At 37.1% G+C, this 15,990-nt stretch carries 15 protein-coding genes; 6 read left to right on the top strand and 9 right to left on the bottom strand.

Annotated elements, in window-relative coordinates; translation table 11 throughout:
- Nucleotides 1-77: 77 nt before the first annotated feature.
- The 3 genes from ACINWC141_RS16215 to ACINWC141_RS16205 all read right to left on the bottom strand — a co-directional run bounded on the left by ACINWC141_RS16215 (nt 78) and on the right by ACINWC141_RS16205 (nt 2,874).
- Nucleotides 78-608, bottom strand: coding sequence for a CHAP domain-containing protein (locus tag ACINWC141_RS16215; protein WP_009393133.1), 531 nt, complete (start codon nt 606-608; stop codon nt 78-80).
- 169 nt (nt 609-777) lie between these two features.
- Nucleotides 778-1,692 carry a lipid A hydroxylase LpxO gene (lpxO, locus tag ACINWC141_RS16210; protein WP_009393265.1) on the bottom strand — a complete coding sequence of 305 codons (915 nt, stop codon included), beginning with the start codon at nt 1,690-1,692 and terminating at the stop codon, nt 778-780.
- Nucleotides 1,693-1,866: 174 nt separating this feature from the next.
- Nucleotides 1,867-2,874 (bottom strand): hypothetical protein, encoded by a 1,008-nt coding sequence (locus tag ACINWC141_RS16205; RefSeq protein ID WP_009393037.1) that lies wholly within the window; start codon nt 2,872-2,874, stop codon nt 1,867-1,869.
- Nucleotides 2,875-3,263: 389 nt separating this feature from the next.
- Here ACINWC141_RS16205 and fadB point away from each other — a divergent pair, with 389 nt between their 5' ends.
- Together fadB and fadA are read left to right on the top strand one after the other, a co-directional pair.
- Nucleotides 3,264-5,417, top strand: coding sequence for a fatty acid oxidation complex subunit alpha FadB (fadB, locus tag ACINWC141_RS16200; protein WP_009393257.1), 2,154 nt, complete (start codon nt 3,264-3,266; stop codon nt 5,415-5,417).
- A 12-nt stretch (nt 5,418-5,429) separates the two neighbouring features.
- Nucleotides 5,430-6,602 carry an acetyl-CoA C-acyltransferase FadA gene (fadA, locus tag ACINWC141_RS16195; RefSeq protein WP_009393076.1) on the top strand — a complete coding sequence of 391 codons (1,173 nt, stop codon included), beginning with the start codon at nt 5,430-5,432 and terminating at the stop codon, nt 6,600-6,602.
- 47 nt (nt 6,603-6,649) lie between these two features.
- Here fadA and ACINWC141_RS16190 read toward each other — a convergent pair whose 3' ends face one another.
- Nucleotides 6,650-7,141 (bottom strand): hypothetical protein, encoded by a 492-nt coding sequence (locus ACINWC141_RS16190; RefSeq protein ID WP_009393194.1) that lies wholly within the window; start codon nt 7,139-7,141, stop codon nt 6,650-6,652.
- A gap of 246 nt (nt 7,142-7,387) precedes the next feature.
- Nucleotides 7,388-8,035 carry an RBBP9/YdeN family alpha/beta hydrolase gene (locus ACINWC141_RS16185; protein ID WP_009393244.1) on the bottom strand — a complete coding sequence of 216 codons (648 nt, stop codon included), beginning with the start codon at nt 8,033-8,035 and terminating at the stop codon, nt 7,388-7,390.
- 71 nt (nt 8,036-8,106) lie between these two features.
- On the opposite strand from ACINWC141_RS16185, the gene ACINWC141_RS16180 reads away from it, so the two are divergent.
- On the top strand, nt 8,107-8,472 hold the full coding sequence (locus ACINWC141_RS16180) for a MerR family transcriptional regulator (RefSeq protein ID WP_009393197.1): 366 nt from the start codon (nt 8,107-8,109) through the stop codon (nt 8,470-8,472).
- 22 nt (nt 8,473-8,494) lie between these two features.
- Here ACINWC141_RS16180 and ACINWC141_RS16175 read toward each other — a convergent pair whose 3' ends face one another.
- Complete coding sequence (locus ACINWC141_RS16175; protein WP_009392969.1) at nt 8,495-9,253, bottom strand: hypothetical protein; 759 nt, start codon at nt 9,251-9,253, stop codon at nt 8,495-8,497.
- Nucleotides 9,254-9,430: 177 nt separating this feature from the next.
- On the opposite strand from ACINWC141_RS16175, the gene ACINWC141_RS16170 reads away from it, so the two are divergent.
- The 3 genes from ACINWC141_RS16170 (at nt 9,431) to ACINWC141_RS16160 (ending at nt 12,653) form a co-directional block, all read left to right on the top strand.
- Entirely contained in the window at nt 9,431-10,132 is a 702-nt protein-coding gene (locus ACINWC141_RS16170; protein ID WP_009392987.1) for a DsbA family oxidoreductase, read from the top strand.
- Nucleotides 10,133-10,491: 359 nt separating this feature from the next.
- Nucleotides 10,492-11,634 (top strand): hypothetical protein, encoded by a 1,143-nt coding sequence (locus ACINWC141_RS16165; protein ID WP_009393007.1) that lies wholly within the window; start codon nt 10,492-10,494, stop codon nt 11,632-11,634.
- 122 nt (nt 11,635-11,756) lie between these two features.
- Nucleotides 11,757-12,653: a hypothetical protein gene (locus ACINWC141_RS16160; RefSeq protein ID WP_009393088.1), complete on the top strand. Its 897-nt coding sequence runs from the start codon at nt 11,757-11,759 to the stop codon at nt 12,651-12,653.
- An 82-nt stretch (nt 12,654-12,735) separates the two neighbouring features.
- Here the strand turns inward: ACINWC141_RS16160 and htpG are convergent, their stop codons facing one another.
- The 3 genes from htpG to ACINWC141_RS16145 all read right to left on the bottom strand — a co-directional run bounded on the left by htpG (nt 12,736) and on the right by ACINWC141_RS16145 (nt 15,887).
- Entirely contained in the window at nt 12,736-14,655 is a 1,920-nt protein-coding gene (gene htpG, locus ACINWC141_RS16155; protein WP_009393249.1) for a molecular chaperone HtpG, read from the bottom strand.
- 101 nt (nt 14,656-14,756) lie between these two features.
- A complete protein-coding gene (locus tag ACINWC141_RS16150; protein WP_009393082.1) occupies nt 14,757-15,110 on the bottom strand; it encodes a lysozyme inhibitor LprI family protein in 354 nt (117 codons plus the stop codon).
- A 186-nt stretch (nt 15,111-15,296) separates the two neighbouring features.
- Complete coding sequence (locus tag ACINWC141_RS16145; protein ID WP_009393246.1) at nt 15,297-15,887, bottom strand: OmpW/AlkL family protein; 591 nt, start codon at nt 15,885-15,887, stop codon at nt 15,297-15,299.
- Nucleotides 15,888-15,990: the final 103 nt, after the last annotated feature.

Raw genomic sequence — 15,990 nt, 5'->3', positions numbered from 1 at the left:
TTCAAGTGCGTTACTGTGCCAGAACCTAAATTTGGACAGAGATTTTGACAGGCTCCGACAAACTATGTCGTACTCGCTTAAGAATCGAGACGATAATAGCTATATTTCACGTCTTTGTCTTTATACACCGCATAGGTTTTTTGGCGAAAATCTGAGAACCATCCATTCCCTGTATATCCCGCAATATGACCATATGTGTGACCACTTGTCCGCTCAATAATATAAATATCGCCTTCTTGAGGACGATTAAAAGCAGGTTTAATTTTCTTATAGCCATTCTTCTCAAGCGTATGCCCCCAGTCTGAGGCAGCGACTGGATGCTTAGACACATCGGCGCCTGCGGCTTGTAAAGCAATGCGAATATTTTTGGCGCATTTCTCTTTACTATGGTTGGCAGATATACTTTCAAGTTTACTTGAGAACTTATGCAAATTAATATTTTGATCTTCAGATTGATGTTTTTTCGCATCGGATTTTTTATGTTTTTCAGGCGTCGAAGCTGCTTGTCTTAACATCACTTTCATTTTTAAATCATCTTGAGAGCTTTCTTCTTTTCTCTCTTCGATATGATGAACATGTGCATGAACTGTGTGATGAGCATGAGCCATTTTAAAACCTACTTCCGCTAACCAGTCTTCGAAAAAACCGCGCCATTGTAGAATCAAAATTGCTTATTGGTTTTTAATAGTTGTAACAAATTGCCAGCACTGTGAAGTGAGTCACAAAATCTATTAAGTACTGTATAGCATAAAAAAAACGCCCTTTCGGGCGCTTTAATTAAAATACGTATGGTCGAATAAAAATCAGGAAGAAAATTCCCAACATCAGGAACCATTTTAAGAAGTAATATAATTTACGGTTTTTAGCTTTTAAAGCTTTAGCTTTAATGCGAATTTGATAAACATAACCAAACGCTTTATTTAAACCACCTGTTTGATCACCTGTTTCATTCGGTGAACTTGCAGCAGTCATGACACTACGTCCAAACCAATGATTGAAACGTTCCATCCATTTCACTTTCATTGGACGTTCAACGTCTGCAAAGAAAATGATACGGTTTTGATCAGTCTTATTTTCAGCATAGTGAATATACGTTTCATCAAACACGACACTTTGACCATCTCGCCACGAGTATCTTTCACCATCGACATCAATAAAACAACGGTCATCATTTGGTGTAATCAAACCCAAGTGATAACGGAGTGATCCTGCATATGGGTCACGGTGTCTAACTAAACGGCTGTCAGGTGCAAGTTCAGTAAACATTGCTGCCTTAATCGTCGGCAATGTTTTAAGAAGTGCAGTAGTTTTCGGACAAAGCTCAGCAGCCGATGGATGGCTTGACTCGTACCATTTTAAATAAAAACGCTTCCAACCTGTTTTAAAGAATGAGTTAAAACCTAAGTCATTATAAGTACTCGAGGCTTTAATCCCACCTTGGTCATATAATGCCTTCGCTTCATCACGAATCATTTCCCAATTTTCATCCAACACTTTTAAATCTTTAAAATGCTGCGTGTCGATATAAGGTTGATTTGGCACCTTTGAAAAGATGTACATTAAAAAGTTAATCGGTGCGAGCAAGGTTGAATGGTCAAAAAATTGACGATAAAACGAGTGACGCACTTTGCCGCGATGCTGGATATACAATGCTGATATCACAAAAATCGCTAATATGATCCACTTAATCATATAGTTACTCGCATTTAAGCATCTTTAAAGATACTTCGAAGGAATTTGAAATTGAGGGAATAATAACAAAGTCTCAAAGAAAATTCAGACCTAGATCAGCAAGTATTATTTTTTGACTAAATTGAAATCTCAAAAATAACCATTTTTGAGATTTCTCAAACTCAATATTCAAAGTTAGTCTTGATATGGTTTCCAATCTAATCCAGACAGAGAAACGAGTGCTTTTGCAGCGGTTTCATTATAGGCATAACAACCAGATTTCAATTGAGCAATTGTTAATTGGGCAAAACGGAGCTCTTCAGGATCATCTGTATTTTTTAAATATATTTCCCAATGCTTAATCTCTTGATCAGCAGTCCAAGCAATGTTACTCGTATAATTTGCTGTATAGAGCTTATCTTGATATTGCACGGCAACACCATCACCAATAGCAAAACCTAAAGTAGTATCATAAATCGTTGTCCATAGAACATTTTGCCATGATCCCTTAACTGCTTTATAAGTGAAACCAAATGGGTTTGTTTGATTCAAATAATTAAGATATGGACCATTTTCAGCATCAAAATCATCAAAACTTTTATTAATTTCATAATTTTGATCAATATTAAATGCAAATGTTTCTTGATTAGATTTTTTTGAAACTAAACGATAACAGCTACTCCCTTGAGGGAATTTATTTTGTCCATAGGTAGTAAGAAATAGACGCCCATTAGTCGTACTTTCATCACTCACTGAAAAGCCTAATGCTCGATACCCTGGTAAAACGGTATCAAACATATTCTTATCAGATAAATCAACTCTTTGAAATTTCCAATCCTCTTTAACATCTCCAATGATGTCTAATCTCCAATCTGTCATTGAATTAAAATTCATGACATTGAGTGCTTTATCAGTAGGGAAATAGAGTTTTTTCTCTGTTAGCAAATACTCATTTAAAGCTTGATTAGAGGAGCCATCTATTGATTTTTTATTAAAAATTTCAAAATAAGCATTATTTAGCTCATCTGTTTTTTCATTAGTATTATAATCCATAAAATAATAACGCGTACCATCCGCAATAGAATCTTGTGATGTACCACTTTGGTTGTTATTTGCAGAATTATTATCACTAGAACCACCGCCTCCACATGCACTCAACATAAAAGGAAGGATAGCCAAAATCATAAATTTATTTTTTAACATAATAGATACTTTATTGAACATTTTTATAACACAAAGTTTATCCAAAGATAAAAAAATAGACAATACTGTCTGTCTAATAATTCACACAAAATATTAATTTTTATTACTAGACCAAAAATAATTTATTAATTGTCTACTACATTTCCTAGCTTTATCTTACCCCCTCTTAACAAGAAGCTTTTACAATTAAAAATATATTTTTCATAAATATAGATTAAAAAAATTATTTAAAAATAATTGATGACCCTTGCGTCACGGCTTGATACAACTTGTCAGGTTTTTTTTAGATATAGTTATCGTAAGATTAGCGAAGCATAAATGTGTACCAAAGCTGTGCACACGCTTCATAACATCAACTTAGAAGTCCTCCAAAACCAAGGAGATCAGGCATGATCCACGCTGGCAATGCCATTACCGTCCAAATGCTTTCGGACGGAATTGCAGAATTCCGCTTTGACTTACAAGGTGAGTCGGTCAATAAATTTAACCGTGCAACAATTGAAGATTTCCAAGCTGCTATTGCTGCGGTAAAAGCAAATAATGATATTAAAGGCTTAGTGGTTACCTCTGGCAAATCGACATTTATTGTTGGGGCAGACATTACCGAATTTGGTGAAAACTTCGCTCAAGGTGAAAAAGCGATTGTTGACTGGCTTATGCCTGTTCACGAAATCTTCAATAGCTTTGAAGATTTAGAAATTCCAAAAGTTGTTGCTATTAACGGTATGGCGTTAGGCGGCGGTTTTGAAATGTGTTTAGTGTGTGACTATCGTGTGATGTCAGAAGCTGCACAAGTGGGCTTACCAGAAATTAAACTTGGTATTTACCCAGGTTTTGGCGGTAGCGTACGTTTAAGCCGTGTTATCGGTATCGACAACGCGGTTGAATGGATGGCGATGGCTGCTCCGAAAAAACCAGCTGCTGCACTAAAAGATGGTGCTGTAGATGCGGTTGTAGCTGCTGATAAATTACTTGAAGCTGCAACTGACTTAGTTAAGCAAGCAATTTCTGGTCGTTTGAACTGGAAAGCTAAACGCCAAGAAAAACTTGATGCTGTAAAATTGAACCCACTTGAACAAATGATGGCGTTCAACACAGCAAAAGGTGCCGTACTTGCTAAAGCAAATCCTGCTCAATACCCTGCTCCAAAATTATTACTTGATTCATTACAAGCGGGTGCAAGCCTTGCGCGTGACGAAGCATTAAAAGCTGAAGCTGAAGGCTTTGCAAAAGCTGCGATTACTCCACAAGCTGGTGCATTGATTGGTTTATTCCTCAATGACCAAGTTGTTAAGAAAACTGCTAAAAAACATGAAAAAGGTGCTCATCCTGTAAACCAAGCAGCAGTACTTGGCGCTGGTATCATGGGTGGTGGTATTGCTTACCAAGCAGCAAGCAAAGGCACTCCAATCATCATGAAAGATATTGGTAACCCACAACTTGCACTAGGTATGTCAGAAGCGAACAGCTTGTTAACTAAACAAGTTGAACGTAAGAAAATGAAACCTGCGCAAATGGGTGAAACCCTTGCACGTATCCGTCCTACTTTAAGCTACGATGAGTTTAAAGAAGTTGATATCGTGATCGAAGCGGTTACAGAAAATCCAAAAGTTAAAGAAATCGTTCTTGCAGATACTGAAAAGCATGTTCGTGAAAACACGATTATTGCGTCTAACACGTCTACAATTTCAATTACGCGTTTAGCGAAAGCATTACAGCGTCCTGAAAACTTTGTAGGTATGCACTTCTTCAACCCAGTTCACATGATGCCGCTTGTAGAAGTCATTCGTGGTGAAAAGACTTCTGAAGAAGCGATTGCAACTACTGTTGTTCTTGCTCAAAAAATGGGTAAAACACCAATCGTTGTAAATGACTGCCCAGGGTTCTTGGTTAACCGTGTATTGTTCCCTTACTTTGGTGCGTTTGACCTTCTTGTAAAAGACGGTGCAGACTTCCAGCAAGTTGACAATGTAATGTCTAAGTTTGGCTGGCCAATGGGTCCTGCTTATCTCATCGACGTTGTTGGTATCGACACGGGTGTTCATGGCGCAGAAGTTATGGCTGAAGGTTTCCCAGACCGCATGAAGCCAGACTACAAAGGTTCAATCCAAGCAATGTACGAAGCTAAACGTCTTGGTCAAAAGAATGACGTTGGTTTCTACAAATACGAACTCGATAAGAAAGGCAAAAAAGCAAAAACTGTTGATCCAACAGCGTATGAAATCATTGCTCCTTTCGTAACGGGTGAAAAACGCGAGTTTGATAACCAAGAAATCATTGACCGCATGATGCTTGCTTTCTGTAACGAAACAGTTCGTTGCTTAGAAGACAACATCGTTGCAACTGCTGCTGAAGCAGACATGGCAATGATTATGGGTGTAGGTTTCCCTCCATTCCGTGGTGGTCCATGTCGTTATATCGACCAAACAGGTGTTGCTGAATATGTTGCACTTTGCGACAAATATGCACACTTAGGTAAGGCTTATGAAGCGCCGCAAATGTTGCGTGACATGGCTGCTAACAACAAAAAATTCTACGGTTAAGGAGCAACGTGAATGGCTACTTTAAATCCACGTGACGTTGTCATCGTTGATGGCGTACGTTCTGCAATGGGTAAAACCAAAAACGGTATGTTCCGCAATGTACGTGCTGACAGCTTATCTGCTGAATTGGTTCGTGCACTCGTTGCTCGTAACCAGTTTGATGTAAACGAAGTTGAAGACCTGATCTGGGGCTGTGTAAACCAGACTCTAGAACAAGGTATGAACATTGGCCGTAACATTGGCTTATTGGCTGACTTACCAAAAACTGTTGCTGGTCAAACGGTAAACCGTCTTTGCGGTTCATCTATGCAAGCGCTTCATACTGCTGCTGCACAGATTGCAACCAACCAAGGTGATATCTTCATTATTGGTGGTGTAGAGCACATGGGCCACGTAGGTATGATGCACGGCATCGACTTAAACCCAGAAGCATCTAAGCACTATGCAAAAGCATCTAACATGATGGGCTTAACTGCTGAAATGTTAGGTCGCATGAATGGCATTAGCCGTGAAGAGCAAGACGCTTTTGGTGTTGAATCTCACCGCCGTGCTTGGGCTGCAACTCAAGAAGGTCGTTTCAAAAATGAGATCGTTGGTGTTGAAGGCCATGATGCAAATGGCTTTAAAATCCTTTGCGACATCGATGAAGTCATTCGTCCAGATGCAAACCTTGAGTCGTTCAAAGCATTACGTCCTGTATTCGATCCGAAAGGCGGTACGGTAACTGCGGCTACATCGTCAGCTTTATCTGATGGTGCTTCTGCAATGTTGCTTATGTCTGCTGAGCGTGCACAAGCGTTAGGTTTAAGACCACGCGCTGTAATTCGCTCTATGGCTGTTGCAGGTTGTGATGCTGCAATCATGGGTTACGGTCCAGTTCCAGCAACTCAAAAAGCACTTAAACGTGCTGGTTTAACGATGGCAGATATTCAAACTATCGAGTTAAACGAAGCATTTGCTGCTCAAGGCTTATCAGTAATGAAAGGCTTAGGTATTTATGACAAGCAAGACATCATTAACTTAAATGGTGGTGCGATTGCTTTGGGTCACCCACTAGGCTGTTCTGGTGCACGTATCACCACTACGTTGTTGAACGTAATGGAACAACAAGATACTCAAATCGGTCTTGCGACCATGTGTATCGGCCTTGGTCAAGGTATTGCAACAGTGATCGAACGTGTTTAATTAACACCAAGATAAAAAAATCCCCGCTCAATGCGGGGATTTTTATTTTATCGGCCTTTTAAGCCATCTTGAATTTGCTGCTGTAAATTTATAAGGTCAGTAATATTCACTTTCATCGTACCTTCACGATAAGCGTCAACATTACTTCGGTTAATGTTCAATGGTCTTAACATTTCAAAAATACCGTTGGTTGGATCAGAAGACTGTATTCCACCTGCTACTGCTAAAATGTATTGTTGTAAGAATGGAGAAAGTTGAGACAAATCAGGTTGTGCCATAACAGGCTGATAATCTACCGTAGTCATGCCTTCAGGGACTAAAGCATTCTGAATATCGTTATGAATTTTATATTCACGATGTTGCAGAGCCTGACGCACTTTTTTATCTTCTTGAAAAGGCACAAATCCCACCTCTTCACGTAGCTCAGATTCAGCCATCACGCGAATTGTTGGTAAAGTCGCTACTTCCTCTGCGTGAACAGTCGGTAAACCCATAAAAGCAAATGCAGCAATCAAGGCTGATTGTTTTAGAAAGTTCATAACTTGCTCCAAAAATCAGTCACCCTATTTCAATTAAAAGGTGATGATTAAATTAAAGGTATCTATAAATAGGCTACAACAAAGTCGAATTTGATTCAGTAAGGCTCAGATAAACGGTAAATATAATTAAATTTTTTAATGTAATAGTACGGCTCTTTTATTTATTAAAACCTGCAAGCTATATAAAGCACTCTATAAATTAGGCAAAAGTATCTAGTTTATAGAGTGCTATTCATCTTATAAATTTTATTCGCTTTCTAGCATTTCTTTTAAAGAATCGACCAATTGAGGAAATGTCGTATAACCTTCTCGTCCTAAAAAGTGCCCACCATTAGGTACTGTAATGTACGGCGCATCAATTTCTTTCGCCAATTCAATCGTCAGTTTTGGCGGAACCAAATCATCATTATCAGACAAATACACTAGCTTTTTCTTTATACCCTTAAAGTAATTCGTATCGACTTTACTCTTTGTTATATAACTATTAAGAACAGAAGAATCTGAAATGAAACCAGAAAATCCGGATACTAAAATCATTCCTCCAATATTTTGATAATCATGTCTTTGCAAAAAGTGCAGTAACGTAATCACCCCTAAACTGTGTGCAATAAAATAAGTATTTTCATCCACATTCGGGATCTGTAGATCTAAAACCTTCTGCCATGCATCTACATCCGGATTCTCAGAATCTGGAAATGGAATGAGGGTAACAGAAGTGTGTTCATCTTCTATTTGATGCTTTAAATCTTGAAACCAGTGATCATTTATAGAAGCAGAATAACCGTGAAGCACAAATATTTGACGCATGTTGTTCTCCTGAAGTTGTAGTGTTTTGGCATTTGCAACAGATGTCATTAAACCGAATAACACCAATAAAATGAGTTTTCTGATCATTGAACAAGTATCATTTTGAAAGATAAAAACATGCTAAACTATGACACCACTGTTAAGGTCAACCCCATTTTATGAACTTAGCTAAAGTTGCCGAACTCACAAAAGTAAGCCCTCGCATGCTACGTTATTACGAAAGTTTAGGCCTTATACAGCCTCATCGGGCAAGCAATAACTATCGAAGCTATACACAAAAAGATATTGAAAATATTAAGAAAATTAAAATATTAAATGATGCAGGAATGAACCTAAAAGATATTCAGGTTTTGCTGCCTTGTTTTGATTTAGATGAACGTGTATTTACGCTGTGTCCAGTGGTTCAAGAAAAGTTGCAAACCGAGCTCATGCAGGTGTCCCAGCAGTTAATCAAACTACAATCTTCTCAAAATTTATTACAATCTTTTTTAACCAAAGGAAAAGCTGAGAGCACCAAACCATAATTTTTTGATGCTCACGTAAAATTCATTCTTTTAACTCTCCTTCTAATGAAGCTACATTCTTTTTCTTAATTTTTTCAATTTTTGCATTCAGCTTTAAAACCTCTTGATACAGCCCATTAAATTTTTTGACCTGAGCATTTTCATGAAAAAGAATCATCTGATCTTTCTTCTGCCATTCATAATTTTTTAGAAGTTTAAACATTTCTTCTGCTTTATCTAAAATTTGTAGCTCAATCATAAAAATTGCATGATCTTGATCAGCTTTTTGTTGAGTTCCTAATTTCATTTCAAGCAGTTGCCTCATTTCTGCATCAACAGATAATTCTTGAACCTTTGCTAAGAAAGTTTTATGAATTTTTTCATATTCAGTTTGATATTTATCTGAAGCCGTACGAACATCGGCTAACATCTTTTCTGTTTCTACATACTTTTGTTTTTTATCAAGATCTAAACGGTCAACATTTAAAAAAGTATCCCATTTTGCCGCCTTTAATTCTCTTAAATATTCATTACGTGCATTTATATTTTGAATCCAATAACTTAAAAGAAATTCTGAAATTTGCTTATAGTGTCCTGCTAAACGCTTATCATGAATATCAAGCTGGACGGGTTTAGACCAGTCTTGTGCTTGTTCATAAAGCTGGTTCATTTTTTCAGTCATGACCACATCAAACATTTGACTACTGTCTTTAGCCTGTTGCTGTTTAATATGTTGATAGCTGAAAAAAACAATGCTTGTGATAACAATCAGACTTGCAATCGCAATCAAAACTCGGCGCATACACACCTCCTATTTCCATTCTTATAGTTTTGCTCTTTATAGTTATAAAATAGAGCTTATTCTTCTTTATATGTCATTTATTTCACAATACGCAACACTGTATTCGCTACTCAAAGCTTTAAATCCTGATCCATCATCCCTATTATGATGGGTAATTAAAATTTATGAGATTCTCCCATGCGTGTTGATGTCTGGTCTGATGTAGTTTGCCCTTTCTGTTATATCGGCAAAAAACGCCTTGAACATGTAGCTGCTGAAGCAGGTATTGAGCTTGAAATTCACTGGCATAGTTTTGAATTAGATCCTGATGCGCCAGCAAAACATGACACATCAAATACAGAACGTTTGGCTAAAAAATATGGCCGTACCTATGAAGAGATGGAAGAAATGGAGCGCAATATTGCTGCCATGGCTGCCTCTGAAGGTATTGATTTCCAATGGCAAAAGGCGAATTCTGGCAATAGTTTCAATGCACACCGTATTATCCACCTTGCGCAAAGCAAAGGTTTAGGCAATCAAGCAAAAGAAGCTTTTTTCCATGCTTATATGACCGAAGGTCTGGCAATTGGTGAACGTGAAGTTGTAGAAGAAATTGCTTCGCGTATTGGTCTTGATAATGCAGAAGTTGAATTTGTATTAGATACCAATGAGCTATCTGACTTTGTTCGTCATGACGAAAAGATTGCTAAAGAGCAGTTAAATGTTACGGGTGTGCCATTCTTTGTATTTGATCAAAGAATTGCACTCGCTGGTGCCCAACCACGTGAAGTCTTTTTAAAAGTTTTAGAGCAAGCACAACTTAAAGCAAATGCTGAAGCAGTTGAGCAAGAGGATGCAGCTGTTTGTAATGATGAATCATGTCATATTCCACAGAAATAAATCAACACAATTAAAAGTGTGATTAAATCGTATGTTTTATCACCATTTTAGCAATAGAGCGTTCTAAAAAAAGAACTATCCAATTGTTTAAAATCAGTTTATTATTGCCGCTTAGAATATTCGCGCTGTAATGTTCTGTTTTTTATGTGTTTAATGATCGGAATTTGAAGTTTCCTTGATCTATCATCCCCCGTAACTGGGGGATTTTTTTTGTTAAAAATAAACGCTACTAGCTTAAACTTTTTAATTTATTTCAAATATGTAAGAAAAGTTAAATTTAATTAACTTTTGTGTCGCCCTCTTGATTTTATTAGAAAAATCAACAAAAGTGGAAACAACAACAAAACATAAAGATAGATATGAAAACATTTCACGTAATGCCTTATCGGCAGCTTTTTGCACTTTTAACTATTGGATTCGGTTCAGTATGCATCGCTCATGCAGAAACCACCTCATCCTCTCAAAACCAGCAAGTGAAAGGTTTGTCTTCTGGAGTCCAAACTGAAGCCCCCACAGATGAAAATCTTCTTGATCAGATTCCACGTTGGGTAGATGCGACCCCTACTATTTTTCCAGAGCAATCTAATCAACCTATTGTTCCTCCTACCGAACAAACAGAAGATCAAACTTGGGTTGACCGTAAACAAAAGAAAATTCGGAATTGGGCCGATCGTACTTCTGAAAAAATTGATAACTGGTTTGGTGAAGTCGATCCACAAAAACCTGCTACAGCAACCATCCGCGTAATGGTCGATAACTATTGGAATGAATACGATAACTTTGAAATTAAGCCCAGAATTCGGGGTAAGATTAAGCTACCCACTCTAGAAAAACGTCTAAGCGTGGTCTTTGGTGATGACTCTCTAGATAACGAATTTAATAATAGTCCAGCTAATATCAATCAGAACCCAAATCAAAATTCAAATAAGAAGTTAGATGGTAAACAAACTCGAGATGACAACAGCTCCATTGCTTTACGCTGGTCAAATTTCTCGAAAAAATTGCCTTTTGAAACCGATGCTGACTTAGGTATTCGTTCTGGGGACGATATTTATGTTCGTTTAAAAGCATCTAGAGATTGGCAACTCCGTAATGATTTTAAATTTTATGCTGAGCAAATTTATCGTTACGGTATAGACAGTGAAAACTACTTACGTACCAATCTTGAACTTACCCATGCCAGACCAAATCAACCGATTTTATCAAATCAGTTCAGCTTAACTTATGCCGATGATCAAGATGATGATCTAAGTTGGGAAAATAGGGTTTTTCGTGAACATAGTTTCTTTGCAAACAACCGTTTTAACTATGGTATTTATACAAGCGGTTATTACAACGACAATGACTTACGTTTAAATAGTTGGGGGCCATTCGTTTCATGGCGCCAACCTGTTTTACGTGAATGGTTCTTTGTTCAAGGAGATGTAAACTACTTTAATGACCACCGTGAAGATCGCAACCATTTTGTCAGTACATTCTTGCGCTTAGAAGCTCTTTTTTAAGCTGCTGAACATCACCTTGGAACCCATCCAAGGTGATGAATAATAAAATACTTTTAAATAAAAATTTAAGCTTAGCTTCTTAAAATATTATTCTAATTTTTGATTCTTTATTACTTTGAACGATGAATCAATTCTCTCCTTTTTCATTTCAATACAAATCGACTGTTTTAGTTTGCATTTATAGTTTGGGCATATTGGCTTTAATTCCGCATACTCAATTTTTTTATAATTCTTTAAAGCACCAACGGTCAAGGCGTTACCCCTATTCTTCTACGAGTTTCGCTAAAGGAAAAAGACAATCACTTTCACTCTCTCCTTGTGAAATAGAGACAAATGATGTTTTACCCAATGCAGCTTTAATTCAAGAACTTATGGCTGTGTTCGGAAATGATACGTTATGGAAGCGTGCCACCCAGTCTGAACATTCTTATAAAGCTTTTGGCAAAAGAAAAAAGAAGAACTCTTCAGCTCAGGTTTCGACAACTAATCCACTGAGTGCAAGCTGGGCTACCATTTCAACTTGGATACCTTTTGAAAATAATCTTGATTTAGGTTCAAACTCAGAAAACGATGTCTATGTACAATTTTTGGCAAAGAAAAAATGGAACTTAAGACATAACATTAGCATAGATACAGAGCAGGTATTTCGTTATGGTTCAACCAGCCGGAACTACACCGAAACGACGCTAAACTTAACGCAGAAAATGCAAGATAACACTCTTTTCGCTAATAAATTTAATGTGAATAAGAGTGAAAATGAAGATTATAGCTGGGGGAATTGGACTTTCCAGCAATATCAATTTTTAAAAGATAATCATCTTACTTACGGTGTCTATAGCGGTGGCGTATATACCAAAAATGACATTCGGCTAAATAGTTGGGGACCTTATATTTCATGGCGCCAGCCTGTGTGGCGAAATTGGCTTTTTATGCAAAATGACCTTAATTTTTTTAACCATGTTGATGATGATTCGAAACATCAACTCAGCGTTCAAATGAATCTCGAAGCTAATTTTTAATCAGAAATCACCAAATTGTGGATAACTCTTTCTTTATCCACAAAAAAGCCTCTGAAGGATCAGAGGCTTTTTTTACACTGAATTATTTCAGCAATAAGCTATTAATACGTTTTACATAAGCTGCTGGGTCTTCTGGTAAACCACCTTCAGCAATCACAGCCTGATCGAAAATTACGTTAGCCAAGTCATCAAACTGCTCTGAACCTTCAAGTTTTTTCACTAAAGGATGTTCAGGGTTAATTTCTAAAATCGGTTTGATTTCTGGCACTGCTTGTCCAGCTTGTTTTAGCATACGAATAAGTTGAGGTGATAATTCACCTTCACTTGTCACTAAACATGCAGGAGAATCAACTAAACGCGTGGTTACACGTACTTCTTTAGTTTTAGCTTTCAATGAGTCACTTAGCTTATCAACCACAGGTTTGAAATGTTCAGCTGCTTGCTCAAGTGCCTTTTTCTCTTCAGCATCTTGTAAGTCACCTAGATCAACCGCACCTTTAGAGACATTCTTTAATGGCGTACCGTCAAATTCTTGGACAAAATTCATTGCCCATTCGTCAACACGCTCTGCCATTAATAATACTTCAATGCCTTTTTTCTTAAACAACTCTAACTGTGGCGAGTTTTTCGCTGCTGCCAAGCTGTCAGCAGTCACATAATAGATAGCTTTTTGGCCCTCTTTCATGCGCGCTTTATAGTCAGCAAAAGAAGTCGTTACTTCATCGTTAGTTGAAGTGGCATATCGTAATAATTTTAAAATACGTTCGCGATTACCAAAGTCTTCACCCAAGCCTTCTTTAAGTACTGAGCCAAACTCACTATAGAATGTCTTAAATTTTTCTTGGTCTTTTTCATCTTCTGATTTAGCCAAACCATCAAGTACGGTTAATACACGGCGTGCATTACCTTCACGAATTGTTTTGACATCACGGCTTTCTTGCAACAACTCACGGCTGACATTCAGTGGTAAGTCAGCACTATCCACTACACCTTGAACAAAGCGTAAATAATTTGGAATTAAATTATCTGCATCATCCATGATGAACACGCGTTTTACATAGAGCTTAATACCGGCTTTTGCTTCACGTGTAAAAATGTCATGTGGCGCTTTACTTGGAATATAAAGTAGTTGGGTATATTCAGTACTACCTTCAACACGGTTATGCGCCCAAGCTAATGGTGCTTCAAAGTCATGCGTTAAGTTTTTATAGAACTCAACATATTGCTCTTCAGTCACTTCGCTTTTGTTACGCGTCCATAAAGCACTTGCTGAGTTGATCGCTTCCCACTCGTCAGTCTTGACCATTTGGCCGCCTTTAGGTTCTTCACCTTCGGCAACCTCTTCTTCTTGCCAAACTTCTTTTTGCATTTCAATTGGCAAGCTAATGTGATCAGAGTATTTATTAACAATTTGCTTAACTTTATAAGATTCTAAGTAATCAAGCGCGTCATCACGCAAGTGAAGAATAATGTCAGTACCACGTGACGCCTTATCAATTTGCTGAACTTCAAACTCGCCTGTACCACCACTAATCCAACGCACCCCTTCAGATGCCTCTAGACCAGCACGACGTGATTCAACCGTAATTTTATCGGCAACAATAAAGCCAGAGTAGAAACCCACACCAAATTGACCAATCAACTGAGCATCTGCTTTTTGATCGCCAGTCAATTTTGACATGAAATCTTTAGTACCTGATTTCGCAATTGTACCTAAGTTATCAATCGCTTCTTGTTGGCTTAAACCAATACCGTTATCAGAGATGGTTAAGGTTTTATCTTCTTTATTTAAGCTGATTCGTACATGTAAATCTGGATCATTTTCATAATATTCAGGATGATTAATTCCTTCAAAACGTAACTTATCACATGCATCTGAAGCATTAGAGATAAGCTCACGTAAGAAAATCTCAGGGTTAGAATAGAGAGAATGCGTCACTAAATGTAAAAGCTGGGCAACTTCCGCTTGGAAACTATAATTTTGTGATGCTTGTTCACTCATAAATCACTCCTTAAATTTTGAAGCTGTTTGTTCTCGAATGCTTTATGAATGGAGTACTTCTAGAATTTTTCAATCCTGAATATTAAAAATTTTTACTCTAATTAAAATGGGCCGTGGCTTAACACCCTATCTTGCAATATCGTATCTAACTGCTTTTGACGTTGCTGATAAGCTTTGCTAATACAACTTACACCAGCAGCACAAGCATTTCTTTTTTTCAACCATTGCTGCTGAGCATCTTTTTGGTTATCCCGTCCGCCCATTGGTAAAGCATGCAAAACGATTTGATAGGTCGTCGCCATTTTGACATCGGCATCGTTTAAAGAGCGGTTTTTACAAATACTTTTTTCTGTTTTCGTCTTTGCAGCATCACACGAGAAACTTGCAGCTTGCGAGGTCTGTGTAAAAGCGATACCACTAAAAAGAGCCAAACAGATTGCTAATTTTTTGTTCATGATTTTATTTCCATGTTTGTAATGAATAAAATTAGTTTAGAAAAAAATTTGCATAAGATATGTATAAAACTGTCTGTTTTATGATTTTTTTAGTGCAAATAAAATTCATAAAAAAACCTCACATAAACTATATGTGAGGTGCCTGAGTCTAGGTTTATTATTATATTGTTCTATTTATTATTATGCTTAAAATTTATAGCTATAACCTAAAGTGTAAACAAACGGATTAATATCTAGATCAAATTTATAGTCAGCAATTGACGGATCAATTGTAACTTCAGGACTAATATCTGCATAACGAACATCTACAAATACTCCCCAGTTTTTAGCATCAGCAGGTTGGAAATTAAAACCAACTTGTCCTGCCACACCAAAATCTTCTTTAACTTTTACTGCTGCCCCTTCCTCATCCCAAGGAATAAATGCTGTTGCACCTATACCAATATATGGTGTGAAACGAGTCGAGTTTTTAAAATGATATTTTGCTGTAATTGTTGGTGGTAACTGTTTAATACGCGCAGCTTTTTTACCATCTAGTAGTACATCGTGATTAATAGGTGTTGCTAATAATAATTCTGCCGAAAATGGAGATTGGCCAAAAAAGTATTCTACTGATGGTGTAAATGCATATTCATGGTCTGCCTTTACTACACCCAAAGGAGTCGTTGTATCTTCTGATGGCGCGATAACACTGCCACCAAATTTCACTTGCCAATTACCAGCAAATGTAAATGAAGACATCCCCATTAATGCAATAACCAAAGCCTTTTTGAACACTTTAATATCTCCAACCTTATTTATATTTATAATAAACATTTATTTTAAAATCATGCAATACACATTATAAAATTAATTTATCATTTATTTTTAAATATTTGTT

The sequence above is a fragment of the Acinetobacter sp. WC-141 genome (assembly GCF_000313935.1).
Classification (GTDB): domain Bacteria; phylum Pseudomonadota; class Gammaproteobacteria; order Pseudomonadales; family Moraxellaceae; genus Acinetobacter.
The sequence above is the reverse complement of the archived record's forward strand: the minus strand, read 5'-3'. Positions and strand labels throughout refer to the sequence as shown.

Excerpts from the sequence above, each read along its gene's own strand:
- ACINWC141_RS16215 (WP_009393133.1), bottom strand. The coding sequence starts at position 608 with ATGGCTCATGCTCATCACACAGTTCATGCACATGTTCATCATATCGAA.
- lpxO (WP_009393265.1), bottom strand. The coding sequence starts at position 1,692 with ATGATTAAGTGGATCATATTAGCGATTTTTGTGATATCAGCATTGTAT.
- ACINWC141_RS16205 (WP_009393037.1), bottom strand. The coding sequence starts at position 2,874 with ATGTTAAAAAATAAATTTATGATTTTGGCTATCCTTCCTTTTATGTTG.
- fadB (WP_009393257.1), top strand. The coding sequence starts at position 3,264 with ATGATCCACGCTGGCAATGCCATTACCGTCCAAATGCTTTCGGACGGA.
- fadA (WP_009393076.1), top strand. The coding sequence starts at position 5,430 with ATGGCTACTTTAAATCCACGTGACGTTGTCATCGTTGATGGCGTACGT.
- ACINWC141_RS16190 (WP_009393194.1), bottom strand. The coding sequence starts at position 7,141 with ATGAACTTTCTAAAACAATCAGCCTTGATTGCTGCATTTGCTTTTATG.
- ACINWC141_RS16185 (WP_009393244.1), bottom strand. The coding sequence starts at position 8,035 with ATGATCAGAAAACTCATTTTATTGGTGTTATTCGGTTTAATGACATCT.
- ACINWC141_RS16180 (WP_009393197.1), top strand. The coding sequence starts at position 8,107 with ATGAACTTAGCTAAAGTTGCCGAACTCACAAAAGTAAGCCCTCGCATG.
- ACINWC141_RS16175 (WP_009392969.1), bottom strand. The coding sequence starts at position 9,253 with ATGCGCCGAGTTTTGATTGCGATTGCAAGTCTGATTGTTATCACAAGC.
- ACINWC141_RS16170 (WP_009392987.1), top strand. The coding sequence starts at position 9,431 with ATGCGTGTTGATGTCTGGTCTGATGTAGTTTGCCCTTTCTGTTATATC.
- ACINWC141_RS16165 (WP_009393007.1), top strand. The coding sequence starts at position 10,492 with ATGAAAACATTTCACGTAATGCCTTATCGGCAGCTTTTTGCACTTTTA.
- ACINWC141_RS16160 (WP_009393088.1), top strand. The coding sequence starts at position 11,757 with ATGAATCAATTCTCTCCTTTTTCATTTCAATACAAATCGACTGTTTTA.
- htpG (WP_009393249.1), bottom strand. The coding sequence starts at position 14,655 with ATGAGTGAACAAGCATCACAAAATTATAGTTTCCAAGCGGAAGTTGCC.
- ACINWC141_RS16150 (WP_009393082.1), bottom strand. The coding sequence starts at position 15,110 with ATGAACAAAAAATTAGCAATCTGTTTGGCTCTTTTTAGTGGTATCGCT.